The sequence below is a fragment of the Pseudomonas nitroreducens genome, from assembly GCF_014204515.1.
GTDB classification, from domain to species: Bacteria; Pseudomonadota; Gammaproteobacteria; order Pseudomonadales; family Pseudomonadaceae; genus Pseudomonas; species Pseudomonas nitritireducens_A.
In genome coordinates this window covers 160,751-173,212 of sequence record NZ_JACHLI010000013.1, presented here as the reverse complement: position 1 = coordinate 173,212, position 12,462 = coordinate 160,751, and the positions used below count along the sequence as shown (strand labels likewise).

The following is a 12,462-nucleotide window of genomic DNA, read 5'->3' as shown; positions in this document are numbered from 1 at the left end:
CATCACTTCCATTGGGCATACGCTTAAAACCAGTCACAAGACTATCTCCTAGTTTAAGCGTGAGGCCCTGCCCTCAGATACAGGGGGCCAAACCACAGTCAACAGAACTCCCGCCTCGGCCAGATCCTTGTCAGCAAGGGCCTGATCACCTCGCAACAGCTGGATAAGGCCATCCAGCTCCAGCTCAGCAACGGACTGCGCCTGGGCGAAACCCTGATCCAGCAGGGCTGGATCAGCGAACGCCAGCTTGGCCGCGCACTGAAGAAGCAGAACAACCTGCGCCTGGCCGCAACCCTGGTCGCCGCCCTGCTCAGCCCGTTCCAGCTGGCCAGTGCCGACGTGCAGCGCCAGGCGCCGACCAGCATCACCCGCCACGAGGCGCCCAAGGGCCTGAAGCCGCTGAGCGACCGCGAGATGAGCGACGTCAGCGCCCAGGGTTTCGACGACACCCTGCAGGGCCTGCTGGTCAGCGCGGAAAGCGGTGACGGCGTCGGCACCATCAAGCAGCTGTCGCGCCTGGTGATGCCGGTGGTGGACAGCCTGGACGCCGAGACTTCGCTGCAGGACGTGAAGTACGACACCCTGCACGCCTCCTCCTCACTGAATGCCGACGGCACCATCAACGTGCGCCTGCCCAGTTCGATCGGCGAAGTGCGCTTCGACAACATCCGCGTCGCCGGCGCACCCAAGACCCAGAGCATGGGCAGCCTGAGCCTGCAGAACATCGACCTGTCCCAGGCGTCGCTGAAGATCAGCCTGCGCCACTGACACCCTTCGTGCAGGGCCGAGGGGCGCGCCCAGTCCTTGCTCGCGAACCGCACAACACGGGGATCTCCGGCGATATGCGTTCGCGAGCAAGCTCGCTCCTACGAAAAGCTGCTCCCACCGAAATACAAGAAGGCGCCCAAGGGCGCCTTCTTGTATTTCAGTCTTCGAAGCCGGTCAGGACCGGCACCGGGCGCTTCTCGTCATCGATGGCGACAAAGCTGAACAGCCCATGGATGGCCTTCTCGCGACCGTCTGCGGACATGCTCTCGACGAACACTTCCACTTCGACCTTGAGGCTGGTGTTGCCCACCTTCACCACCCGGCCGATCAGCTCGACGATGGAGCCGGCGGGGATCGGGTGCTTGAAATCGATGCGGTCGGTGGACACGGTCACCAGCGGCAGCCGGCAGAAGCGCGTCGCGGCGATGAACGAGACCTCGTCCATCCAGGCCAGCGCGGTGCCGCCGAACAGGGTGTTGTGGTGGTTGGTGGTGGGCGGGAAGATCGCCTTGGTCACGCGGGTTTCGGACAGCTCCGTACGACGGAGGATTTCCTGTTCTCTGGGGCTCATGCCACTGCTACCTGATGCACTGAGGGTGGCTGCCGGTGCTGCGGGTGTTGTGCTTCTAATGCGCTGCCGGGGCAGATGGGGCGTCCAATTAAAGAGCGAAAAACACACAGGCAAGAAAAAAGCAGCCCGTGGGCTGCTTTTTTCGGGGAAGAACCGGCGACTTAGGCCAGTTTTTCCTTGATACGAGCTGCCTTGCCGGACAGTTCGCGGAGGTAGTACAGCTTGGCCTTGCGCACGTCGCCGCGACGCTTGACGGAGATGCTGTCAACCAGCGGGCTGTAGGTCTGGAAGGTACGCTCTACGCCTACGCCGTTGGAGATCTTGCGAACGGTGAAAGCACTGTTCAGGCCGCGGTTACGCTTGCCGATGACAACGCCTTCGAAGGCCTGCAGACGCTGACGGTCGCCTTCCTTCACTTTAACCTGGACGATTACGGTGTCGCCGGGGGCGAACGCCGGAATCTCTTTGCTCATCTGTTCAGCTTCGATCTGCTGAATGATCTTGTTGGTCATTTCGTGCTCCTAAGACCTGCGCTCGGCGCGGGCCATCGATACGTTAACTATCGTTCCGCTGGCGGATGTATTCCTCCAGCAGCTTTTTCTCTTCTCCAGAAAGCGAGCGGCAATCCAGAAGATCGGCACGTCGTTCCCAGGTCCTGCCTAAGGACTGCTGCAAACGCCAGCGCCGGATGTGTTCGTGGTTGCCGCTGAGCAGCACCTCCGGAACACGTTTGTCTGCGTACACCTCGGGTCGGGTGTAGTGCGGACAGTCGAGCAGGCCATCCGTGAAGGAGTCCTCCTCGGCGGAGTCCACGTGGCCCAGTGCACCGGGCAACAACCGCGTGACCGCGTCAATCAGCACCATGGCCGGAAGCTCACCCCCGGACAGGACATAATCGCCAACTGACCATTCCTCATCGACATGCTCTTCAATGAAGCGCTCGTCGATGCCTTCGTAACGCCCGGCGATCAGGATCAATCGTTCCTCGTTCGCCAGTTCCTTCACGGCCGCCTGCGTCAGCTTGCGACCTTGCGGCGAGAGGTAGATCACCTTCACCGGACCGCCTGCGGCTTGCCGGGCATCGCCCAGTGCGCCTTCGAGCGGCTTGATTTTCATCACCATGCCGGGACCACCGCCGAAAGGCCGGTCGTCCACCGTCTGGTGACGGTCCTCGGTGTTGCTTCGCGGGTTGAAGCACTGCAGCTGAATCAGCTCCTGCTTGACCGCGCGACTCGTGATGCCATAGTCGCTGATGGCGCGAAACATCTCCGGAAAGATGCTGATGACTCCTATCCACATCGGCTGAGGGCTCTCATCCACGGGTTAGAAATCCGCGTCCCAGTCCACCCGCATCTCGCCGGCTTCCAGGTCCACCGATTGCACGCACTGATCCGTATACGGGAGCAGGCGTTCACGGTCGTCCAGGCTGCCTGCGCAGGGCTTGACTACCATCACATCGTTGGCGCCGGTCTCCAGCATGTGGTCGAGAATCCCGAACAGTTGCCCGTTCTGGTCGATCACCTTGAGACCTTCCAACTGGCTCCAGTAGAACTCGCCATCATCCAGCACCGGCAGCTCGCTGCGCGGGACCAGGATTTCGAATTCGGCGAAGGTGCGGGCGATCTCGCGATCTTCCAGACCCTTCAGCTTCGCGACCAGGACATTGCCCTGCACGCGACCTTGAACCAGCTCAGCCTGTCGGACCTCGTTGCCACGCCTGAGCGTCCAGCGACGGTAATCCAGCAGGTTGTCCAACGGATCGGTAAAGGAATACACCTTCACCTCACCACGAATACCGTGCACCGATACGATCTTGCCGAGAACAACCATCTCCTCGGCGGGAGCAGTATTCGTGTTCATCGATCTCAGGCAGCCTTGGCGGCGTCCTTGATCAGCTGAGCAACACGCTCAGACGGTTGAGCGCCTTGGCTCAGCCAGTAGTTCAGACGCTCCTGGTTGATCGAGACCTTGACCTCGGCACCAGTTGCAACGGGGTTGAAGAAGCCGACGCGCTCGACGAAACGGCCGTCACGAGCGTTGCGGCTGTTGGTCACGGTCAGGTGATAGAACGGGCGCTTCTTGGAGCCGCCACGAGCCAGACGAATGGTTACCATGCGTACGTTGTTCCTATGGTTTGCTTGCAAAAAAGAAATGCAGCCCTCGGGCACATAGCCCGAAAGGCCGCATATTCTATGAGCTAAAGCCCCGCGCCGCAAGCCGCAGCGCGTCCGGCCCGCCGGGCGGCGAGCCGTCTGGCCTCACATCTTGGGCATGCCGCCGGGGAACATGCTCCCCATGCCGCGCATCATCTTGGCCATGCCGCCCTTGGCGGTGACCTTCTTCATCATCTTCTGCATCTGCTTGTGCTGCTTGATGAGGCGACCCACGTCCTGCACCTGGGTACCCGAACCCATGGCGATACGGCGCTTGCGCGAACCGCTGATGACTTCCGGATCGCGGCGCTCGGCGGGGGTCATGGAGTTGATGATCGCCTCCATCTGCTTGAACTGCTTCTCCGCCGCGTTCTGCGCGTTGCCCATCTGCGACAGGTTGACGCCGCCGAGCATCGGCAGCTTGTCCATCAGGCTGCCCAGGCCGCCCATGTTCTTCATCTGTTGCAGCTGATCGCGGAAGTCTTCCAGGTCGAAACCCTTGCCCTTCTTGATCTTCTTCGCGAGCTTCTCGGCCTTCTCGCGGTCCATGTTCTGCTCGGCCTGCTCGATCAGGCTGAGCACGTCACCCATGCCGAGGATGCGCGAGGCCACGCGGTCGGGGTGGAACGGATCGAGCGCTTCGCTCTTCTCGCCCATGCCGAGGAACTTGATCGGCTTGCCGGTGATGGCGCGCACCGACAGCGCCGCACCACCACGGGCGTCGCCGTCGACCTTGGTCAGCACCACGCCGGTCAGCGGCAGCGCATCGTTGAAGGCCTTGGCGGTGTTGGCGGCGTCCTGGCCGGTCATGGCGTCGACCACGAACAGGGTTTCCACCGGCTTGATCGCCGCGTGGACCTGCTTGATCTCGTCCATCATGTCGGCGTCGATGTGCAGACGGCCGGCGGTGTCGACGATGACCACGTCGATGAACTTCAGCTTGGCCTCGCGGATCGCCGCCTCGGCGATGTCCACGGGCTTCTGGCTGGTATCGGACGGGAAGAAGGTCACGTCCAGATCGTTGGCCAGGGTCTCCAGCTGCTTGATCGCCGCCGGGCGGTAGACGTCGGCGGACACCAGCAGCACGGATTTCTTCTTGCGCTCCTTAAGGAAGCGCGCCAGCTTGCCGGCGGTGGTGGTCTTGCCCGCGCCCTGCAGGCCGGCCATCAGGATGACCGCCGGCGGAGCGGCGGCGAGGTCGAGGTCCTCGTTGGCCGCGCCCATCAGCTCGACCAGTTCGGCCTGGACGATCTTCACGAAAGCCTGGCCCGGGGTCAGGCTCTTGGAAACCTCGGTGCCGACCGCGCGATCCTTGATCCTGGCGACGAAGTCCTTGACCACCGGCAGGGCCACGTCGGCCTCCAGCAGGGCCATCCGCACTTCGCGGAGCGTGTCCTTGATGTTGTCCTCGGTCAGCTTGGCCTTGCCGGTGACGTGGCGCAGCGTTTGCGAGAGGCGATCTGTAAGGTTTTCGAACATGCGCGTTCCTAATCAGCCCGGTCGGGCCTAAGTTTGGCTTGTCAGCAAGCGGCCGATTATAGCGAAGTGCGGCCAGCGCCAACACCGCCGATGATCCCTGGATGGCGGACGGCTTCGCAGGCCAGAAGCGAACTGTTCTCAGCGGCTTTCTAGGCGCGGGCGATCTGTGCCAAACTCAGCACCTTTCGGGTCCCCTTGTCGAAGGACTGTTCCAAGGACTTATGCAACCTCTGCTGCCCAGCCTGATCGCCGCCGTCCTTTATATCGGCACCACCGTCTACCAGGGCGCAAGCCTGGCCCGCCGCACCCCGCCGCAGAAACCGCTGCTCCTCCTGCTGGGCCTGCTCGCCCTGCTCTGCCAGGCCTACGCCCTGAGCCGCGAGCTGCTGACGCCGGCCGGCCTGACGCTGGACTTCTTCAATGCCGCCAGCCTGATCTCCGCCGCCGTCACCGCGCTGACCCTGCTGGCCTGCCTGCGCATCCCGGTGCACAACCTGCTGATCGTGCTCTATCCGCTGGGCGCGCTGACCACCCTGCTGGCCGCGCTGATGCCCCACGGCACCATCGAGCCGATCAACGAGCAGCCGGGCATCCTCGCCCACATCCTGCTGTCGATCCTGGCCTATGGCCTGCTGACCATCGCGGTGGTGCAGGCGCTGCTCCTGCTGGTGCAGGACCATCAGCTCAAGCACAAGCACCCGTCGGGGCTGATCCGCAACTTCCCACCGCTGCAGACCATGGAAAGCCTGCTGTTCGGCTTCCTCTGGGGCGGCTGGTCGCTGCTCTCGCTGTCGCTGATCTCCGGCTGGCTGTTCGTCGACAACCTGTTCGCCCAGCACCTGGCCCACAAGACCATCCTCTCCTGCTTCGCCTGGGTGGTCTTCGGCGTGCTGCTGTGGGGTCGCCACCAGCTCGGCTGGCGCGGCCACAAGGCGATCCGCTGGACCCTCGCGGGTTTCTGCCTGCTGATGCTGGCCTACTTCGGCAGCAAGCTGGTCAAGGAATTCATCCTGCACATCTGACGCTAACGGCGGCGCGGATGCGCCGCTGAAGGACCTGCGCGCATGGAAGAGATCCACCCCGGCTACCTGATCGGCCTGCTCATCTTCCTGATCCTCTGCTCGGCGTTCTTCTCCAGCGTCGAGACCGGCATGCTCAGCCTCGACCGCTACCGCCTGCGCCACCTGTCCAAGCAGGGCAACCGCGGCGCCCGCCGTACCAGCTGGCTGCTGCTGCGCACCGACCGGCTGCTGGGCACCATCCTGATCGGCAACAACTTCGTCAACATCATCGCCTCGTCGCTGGCGACCCTGCTGGCCCTGCGCCTGTGGGGCGAGGCCGGCGTGGCCATCGCCACCGTGGCGCTGACGCTGGTCCTGCTGATCTTCGGCGAGATCACCCCCAAGACCTACGCCGCCCTGCGCCCCGAGCGCGTGGCCTTCCCCGCCAGCCTGCCGCTGCTGTGGATGCAGAAGCTGTTCACCCCGCTGCTCTGGCTGATGAACGGCGTCAGCAACGGCCTGCTGCGCCTGGGCGGCCTCGACCCGACCCAGAAGGGCAACAAGCCGCTGAGCAACGACGAGCTGCGCAGCGTGGTCACCGATTCCGCGGAGAAGCTCACCAACAACCGCCAGGACATGCTGCTGAGCATCCTCGACCTGGAAAAGATCACGGTGAACGACCTGATGGTGCCGCGCAACGAAGTCCAGGGCATCGACCTGGACGACGAGCTGGAAACCATCATCGGCCAACTGCGCAACACCACCCACACCCGCCTGCCGGTGTTCCGCAACGACATCAACCAGGTCGAGGGCGTGGTGCACATGCGCCAGATCGCCCGCCTGCTGACCCACAACCAGCTGACCAAGGACAGCCTCAAGGCCGCGTGCCTGGAGCCCTACTTCGTGCCCGAGAGCACGCCGCTGTCGACCCAGCTGATCAACTTCCAGAAGCAGAAGCGGCGCATCGGCATCGTCGTCGACGAGTACGGCGAGGTGATCGGCATCATCACCCTGGAAGACATCCTCGAAGAAATAGTCGGCGAGTTCAGCAACCAGAACACCCTGCGCAACCCGGATATCCACCCCCAGGCCGACGGCACCTACGTCATCGACGGCTCGGCCAACCTGCGCGACGTCAACCGTGCCCTGGGCTGGCAGTTGCCCAGCGACGGCCCCAAGACCCTCAACGGCCTGGTCACCGAAGCGCTGGAACAGATTCCCGATTGCGCGGTGTGCCTGAAGATCGGCCGCTATCGCCTGGAGATCCTGCAATCGGGCGAGAACCGGGTGAAAAGCGTGCGCGCCTGGTTGCCCGGCGCACCGCCGAAAGAGCCCTACGCCGACGAACTTGCCTGAGGCGCCCCGCCCGCCCCTATAATCCGGACGGCTTACCCAGCCTCCCACCGGCGCCCGTCGCTACCCGCGACGTCCCGCCGGCCAGTCAATCGCACGCCCCGCCGAGCCTCGACCCCGCGTCGTTGCCTTGCGAAGCAGCCGGCCTCGCCCTGACCCGCCGCGAGCCGCGCCTCCCCTGCCCCGATCCCGGGCCGCGCTCGCACTCGCGCCATGGCGATGCCTCAAGAAACGTCGGACACGACCTGAAGAGTCGTCGCCGCGCCTGACTGCCAGGGATCGACCCCGTATGACCAGCGCCACCCTCGAAGCCGCACAACCGGCCGCACAGACCAACTCCACCACCCGCGTTGCGGTGGCCAGCTTCATCGGCACCGCCATCGAGTTCTACGACTTCTACGTCTACGCCACTGCTGCCGCGCTGGTGATCGGCCCGGTGTTCTTCCCGCAGACCTCCGGCACCGCCCAGGCGCTCAGCGCCTTCATCACCTTCGGCATCGCGTTCCTCGCCCGCCCGCTGGGCTCGGCGCTGTTCGGCCACTTCGGCGACCGCATCGGGCGCAAGTCGACCCTGGTGGCCTCGCTGCTGCTGATGGGCATTTCCACCACCCTCATCGGCCTGCTGCCGGGCTACGACAGCATTGGCGCCTGGGCGCCGATCCTGCTTTGCGTGCTGCGCTTCGGCCAGGGCCTGGGGCTGGGCGGCGAATGGGGCGGCGCCGCGCTGCTGGCCACAGAGAACGCACCCAAGGGCCGCCGCGCCTGGTTCGGCATGTTCCCGCAGATGGGCCCGTCGATCGGTTTCCTCGCCGCCAACGGCCTGTTCCTCTGCCTGGCCATGCTGCTCAGCGAAGAGCAGTTCCGCGCCTGGGGCTGGCGCATTCCCTTCGTACTCAGCGCCGTGCTGGTGATCGTCGGCCTCTATGTGCGCCTGAAGCTGGTGGAAACCCCGGTGTTCGCCAAGGCCATGGAACGCCACGAACGCTCCAGCCTGCCGATCGCCGAGCTGTTCGCCAGACACTGGCGCCCGACCCTGCTGGGCGCGCTGGCGATGGTGGTGTGCTACGCCCTCTTCTATATCTCCACGGTGTTCTCGCTGAGCTACGGCGTCAGCACCCTGGGCTACAGCCGTGAGGACTTCCTCGGCCTGCTGTGCATCGCCGTGCTCTTCATGGCCGCTGCAACGCCAGTCTCCGCCTGGCTGAGCGACCGCTTCGGGCGCAAGCCGGTGCTGATCGTCGGCTGCGTCGCCGCCATCGCCTCGGGCTTCGCCATGGAGCCGCTGCTGAGCCAGGGCTCGTCGGTGGAAGTCGCGGTGTTCCTGTCGCTGGAACTGTTCCTCATGGGCGTGACGTTCGCCCCCATGGGCGCGCTGCTGCCGGAACTCTTCCCCACCCACGTGCGCTACACCGGCGCGTCGGCAGCCTACAACCTGGGCGGCATCCTCGGCGCCTCGGTGGCGCCGTACATCGCGCAGAAGCTGGTGGGCATGGGCGGCTTGAGCTGGGTCGGCGGCTATGTCTCGGTCGCGGCAGCGCTCAGCCTGCTGGCGGTGCTGTGCCTGCGCGAGACCCGCGGGGATGACCTGAACGATATCCGCTGAGGCTTTCGCGGATAAATCCGCTCCTACGCTGCCTGGCACTTTCGTAGGAGCGGGCTCTGTCCGCGATGCTTTTCGTGGACGTCTAGCAATGACAAGGTCAGGTTTGCGAGACCAGCCACTGCGCCAGATGCTCGCCCCAGACCTGGTAGCCCAGCGCCGACGGGTGATAGCCGTCGATGGCCAGGAACTGCGGCTGCATCTCCAGGCTCACCCCGCAATAGCCGGCGCCCTGCGCCAGCGCCAGGGCGCTGAGCTGGCGATCCAGCAGCGTCGCGCGCCAGCCCAGCAGTTGCCGCAATAGCCAGGGCAAGGCGGTGAAGTGCTGCAATGGCGGCACCGCGGTACACACGACCCGCGCGCCACGACCACGGAAGTGCTCGATCAACTGTCCGAGGGAGGCCAGCCAGCGCTGGCTGGAGCTGAAGTGGGTGGTGTCGTTGACGCCGAAGACCAGCGCCACGAGATCGAAGTCCTGTTCGGCCACCCGCGGCAAAAGGCGTTCGCAGGCCTCACCCGCGGTGATGCCATTTTCCCCCGCCGCCCGCCAGGCGACGGGGCGCTGGAGGCGGCTGGAGAGCGCCAGGGCCAGTCGGCCGGCCAGCGCGAAGTCCAGGCAGGAGGCGCCAACACCGGCGACAGTGGATTCACCCAGCAGCAACAGACGAAAGGGTTCGCCGGCCAACTCCGCCCCGGCGACGCCTTCGCAGACGCCCGCGGCGGGTGCCAGGCGCAAGGCCGTGCGCCGGGTGCGCACGGCCATGGGCAGGGCCAGCGGCAGCAACGGCACCGCCGCCGCCCACCACATCAGCCCCGCCCAGCGGCTCACAGCTCGACTTTGACTGCCTGGGCCGAACGGGTGGCCTTGGCACGGGCGGCGTCGATCGACTCATCGCGCGCCAGGGCCACACCCATGCGGCGCTGGCCGTCGACTTCCGGCTTGCCGAACAGGCGCAGCGCGGTATCCGGCTCGCTGAGGGCGGCGCCGAGGTTGCCGAAGGACACCTGCTGCGACTTGCCTTCCACCAGGATCACCGCCGAGGCGGAATCGCCCAGTTGGCGGATCACCGGGATCGGCAGGCCGAGGATGGCGCGGGCGTGCAGGGCGAATTCGGAAAGGTCCTGGGAAATCAGGGTGACCAGGCCAGTGTCGTGCGGACGCGGCGAGACTTCGCTGAACCAGACTTCATCGCCCTTGACGAACAGCTCCACACCGAACAGGCCGCGGCCACCCAGTGCTTCGGTAACTGCCTTGGCCACGCGCTCGGACTCGGCCAGCGCCTTCGGGCTCATGGCCTGGGGCTGCCAGGACTCGTGGTAGTCGCCCTTCACCTGGCGGTGGCCGATGGGCGCGCAGAAGGTGGTGCCACCGGTGTGGCGCACAGTCAGCAGGGTGATCTCGTAGTCGAAGTCGATGAAGCCTTCGACGATGACACGGCCCTTGCCGGCGCGGCCGCCTTCCTGGGCATAGTCCCAGGCGGTCTTCAGGTCGGCGTCGGACTTGAGCACGCTCTGCCCCTTGCCCGAGGAGCTCATGATCGGCTTGACCACGCACGGGTAGCCCACGGCGGCGACGCCAGCGGCGTAGTCCTCGTAGGTGTCGGCGAAGTGATAAGGCGAAGTCGGCAGGCCCAGCTCTTCGGCGGCCAGGCGACGGATGCCCTCGCGGTTCATGGTCAGCTGAGCGGCACGGGCGGTGGGGATGACGGTGTAGCCTTCGCTCTCCAGCTCGACCAGGGTCGCGGTGGCGATGGCTTCGATCTCCGGCACGATGTAGTGCGGCTTCTCCTGCTCGATCACAGCGCGCAGGGCGACGCCGTCGAGCATGCTGATCACATGGCTGCGATGCGCCACCTGCATGGCCGGCGCGTTCGCGTAGCGGTCCACGGCGATGACTTCGCAGCCCAGGCGCTGCAGCTCGATCGCCACTTCCTTGCCCAGTTCGCCGGAGCCACAGAGCAGTACGCGGGTCGCACTCGGCGACAGGGGAGTTCCAATACGGGGCATTGCGGGAAACCTCGGGAAGGGAAAGTTCGAATCGGGATGGCAGATGTAGCAGAAGCCCTAGACCAGCACGCCCTGCTCGCGGGCGCGCTGTTCACAGCGCTTGAGCACCTCGCGGCGCTCGGCATTGTCCATCAGCCCCCAGCGGGTGATCTCGGCGGCGCTGCGCTGGCAGCCCAGGCAGATGTCGGCATCGTCCAGCGCGCAGACGTGCACGCAGGGCGAGGCAACGGGACGTTCTTCAGTCATCTTCCTGCTCGGCCAGGTCGCGGGCGTAACGCTGGGCGTTGTGTACGTAGTGGGCGGCGCTGGCTTCGAGCATCTTCTTCTGCGGCTCGGTGAGCTCGCGCACCACCTTGCCGGGCGAGCCCATGACCAGCGAGCCATCGGGGACTTCCTTGCCCTCGGGGATCAGCGCGTTGGCGCCGATGATGCAGTACTTGCCGATCTTCGCGCCGTTGAGGATCACCGCGTTGATGCCGATGAGGCTGTAGTCGCCCACCTGGCAGCCGTGCAGCATGGCGTTGTGGCCGATGGTGACGCCCTTGCCCAGGGTCAGCGGGAAGCCCATGTCGGTGTGCATGACGGTGCCATCCTGCACGTTGCTGTGCTCGCCGATGTGGATCAGCTCGTTGTCGCCGCGCAGCACGGCGTTGAACCACACGCTGGCGCCGGCATCGAGGCGCACCTTGCCGACCACCGTGGCATTGGGGGCGATCCAGCTTTCCGGATGGGTTTCGACTCGGGACGAGCCCAGGCGGTACTTCATGGGTTTCTCCTCAGGCAGGGGCCGCTCTTTGTTATCGGGTCTCAGCTCAGCTTGATGAACTTCGACGGCGGCTGGTGCAGGTCGATGCGAGCGTCGTACAGCAGGTTCAGCAGCTCGACCAGCATGATCGCGGACAGGCCCCAGATCTTGTAGCCCTCGAACAGGTAGCTCGGGACGTACCAGCTGCGGCCGAAATAATCGATGCGGTGGGTGGTTTCCCGCGGGTCGCCGCGGAAGAACTCCAGCGGCACCTTGAACACGGCGTCGATCTCGCCGTCATTGGGCCGGTACTCGACGAAATCCGGAACGAAACCGACGAACGGCTTGACCAGGATGCCGTGGCGCGACACCAGGGTGCTCAACGGGCCGACCACCTCCACCAGCCCCGGCGGCAGGGCGATCTCCTCCTGGGCTTCGCGCAGGGCGGTGTGGATCAGGTCCGCGTCCTCCGGGTCACGCCGCCCACCCGGGAAGGCGACTTCGCCGCTGTGGGTCGACAGACCGGTCGCACGCAGGGTGAGCACGAGCTCTTCCTGGGGAGTGATGGGGAGCAGGACCGCCGCTTCGGGGAAGCTGTGGTCCGTTTCGAGATCGCTTGGCGTGTGCGCCTGTATGCGGTGGCGCAGCTGGTCCAGCATGCCGAACATCCTGCGGGAAATGGCCGATTCTTTTAATTGAAGGATCATGGCACGAAAGACGCCCCTGCCCAACCCCCGCCCCTTGCTGCACGCCCCGCGCAGCGCGCAAGATTGCCCCATTCAATA

At 65.2% G+C, this 12,462-nt stretch carries 15 protein-coding genes; 4 read left to right on the top strand and 11 right to left on the bottom strand.

Annotated elements, in window-relative coordinates; genetic code table 11:
* Positions 1-123: 123 nt before the first annotated feature.
* Positions 124-768 (top strand): hypothetical protein, encoded by a 645-nt coding sequence (locus tag HNP46_RS17675; RefSeq protein ID WP_184591339.1) that lies wholly within the window; start codon positions 124-126, stop codon positions 766-768.
* A gap of 157 nt (positions 769-925) precedes the next feature.
* Here HNP46_RS17675 and HNP46_RS17670 read toward each other — a convergent pair whose 3' ends face one another.
* The 6 genes from HNP46_RS17670 to ffh all read right to left on the bottom strand — a co-directional run bounded on the left by HNP46_RS17670 (position 926) and on the right by ffh (position 4,971).
* A complete protein-coding gene (locus tag HNP46_RS17670) occupies positions 926-1,339 on the bottom strand; it encodes an acyl-CoA thioesterase (protein ID WP_184591315.1) in 414 nt (137 codons plus the stop codon).
* Between the two features lie 161 nt (positions 1,340-1,500).
* The gene (gene rplS / locus HNP46_RS17665; RefSeq protein ID WP_017522234.1) at positions 1,501-1,851 is read right to left on the bottom strand and encodes a 50S ribosomal protein L19; all 351 of its coding nucleotides are present in this window, start codon (positions 1,849-1,851) and stop codon (positions 1,501-1,503) included.
* 43 nt (positions 1,852-1,894) lie between these two features.
* Complete coding sequence (gene trmD, locus HNP46_RS17660) at positions 1,895-2,638, bottom strand: tRNA (guanosine(37)-N1)-methyltransferase TrmD (protein ID WP_024766884.1); 744 nt, start codon at positions 2,636-2,638, stop codon at positions 1,895-1,897.
* A gap of 24 nt (positions 2,639-2,662) precedes the next feature.
* The gene (rimM, locus tag HNP46_RS17655; protein ID WP_184591313.1) at positions 2,663-3,199 is read right to left on the bottom strand and encodes a ribosome maturation factor RimM; all 537 of its coding nucleotides are present in this window, start codon (positions 3,197-3,199) and stop codon (positions 2,663-2,665) included.
* Between the two features lie 5 nt (positions 3,200-3,204).
* The gene (gene rpsP, locus HNP46_RS17650; protein ID WP_152225269.1) at positions 3,205-3,453 is read right to left on the bottom strand and encodes a 30S ribosomal protein S16; all 249 of its coding nucleotides are present in this window, start codon (positions 3,451-3,453) and stop codon (positions 3,205-3,207) included.
* Positions 3,454-3,597: 144 nt separating this feature from the next.
* Complete coding sequence (ffh, locus tag HNP46_RS17645; protein ID WP_184591310.1) at positions 3,598-4,971, bottom strand: signal recognition particle protein; 1,374 nt, start codon at positions 4,969-4,971, stop codon at positions 3,598-3,600.
* Positions 4,972-5,192: 221 nt separating this feature from the next.
* Between ffh and HNP46_RS17640 the strand changes: the two genes are divergently transcribed.
* The 3 genes from HNP46_RS17640 to HNP46_RS17630 all read left to right on the top strand — a co-directional run bounded on the left by HNP46_RS17640 (position 5,193) and on the right by HNP46_RS17630 (position 8,928).
* Entirely contained in the window at positions 5,193-5,993 is an 801-nt protein-coding gene (locus tag HNP46_RS17640; protein WP_184591307.1) for a cytochrome C assembly family protein, read from the top strand.
* Between the two features lie 42 nt (positions 5,994-6,035).
* Complete coding sequence (locus HNP46_RS17635) at positions 6,036-7,328, top strand: HlyC/CorC family transporter (protein ID WP_184591304.1); 1,293 nt, start codon at positions 6,036-6,038, stop codon at positions 7,326-7,328.
* 286 nt (positions 7,329-7,614) lie between these two features.
* Complete coding sequence (locus tag HNP46_RS17630; RefSeq protein ID WP_184591302.1) at positions 7,615-8,928, top strand: MFS transporter; 1,314 nt, start codon at positions 7,615-7,617, stop codon at positions 8,926-8,928.
* 97 nt (positions 8,929-9,025) lie between these two features.
* On the opposite strand, the gene HNP46_RS17625 is transcribed toward HNP46_RS17630, so the two are convergent.
* The 5 genes from HNP46_RS17625 to HNP46_RS17605 are packed head-to-tail and all read right to left on the bottom strand — an operon-like array spanning position 9,026 to position 12,345.
* Positions 9,026-9,754 (bottom strand): SGNH/GDSL hydrolase family protein, encoded by a 729-nt coding sequence (locus HNP46_RS17625; RefSeq protein WP_184591299.1) that lies wholly within the window; start codon positions 9,752-9,754, stop codon positions 9,026-9,028.
* The gene (gene purT, locus HNP46_RS17620) at positions 9,751-10,932 is read right to left on the bottom strand and encodes a formate-dependent phosphoribosylglycinamide formyltransferase (RefSeq protein ID WP_184591295.1); all 1,182 of its coding nucleotides are present in this window, start codon (positions 10,930-10,932) and stop codon (positions 9,751-9,753) included. Before purT ends, HNP46_RS17625 begins: the two co-directional genes overlap by 4 nt.
* A 57-nt stretch (positions 10,933-10,989) precedes the next feature.
* Positions 10,990-11,178, bottom strand: coding sequence for a DUF1289 domain-containing protein (locus HNP46_RS17615; RefSeq protein ID WP_184591293.1), 189 nt, complete (start codon positions 11,176-11,178; stop codon positions 10,990-10,992).
* On the bottom strand, positions 11,171-11,698 hold the full coding sequence (locus HNP46_RS17610; RefSeq protein ID WP_184591290.1) for a gamma carbonic anhydrase family protein: 528 nt from the start codon (positions 11,696-11,698) through the stop codon (positions 11,171-11,173). The genes HNP46_RS17615 and HNP46_RS17610 overlap by 8 nt, the downstream gene beginning before the upstream one ends.
* 41 nt (positions 11,699-11,739) lie before the next feature.
* Positions 11,740-12,345, bottom strand: coding sequence for a CoA pyrophosphatase (locus HNP46_RS17605; RefSeq protein WP_184591338.1), 606 nt, complete (start codon positions 12,343-12,345; stop codon positions 11,740-11,742).
* Positions 12,346-12,462 lie beyond the last annotated feature (117 nt).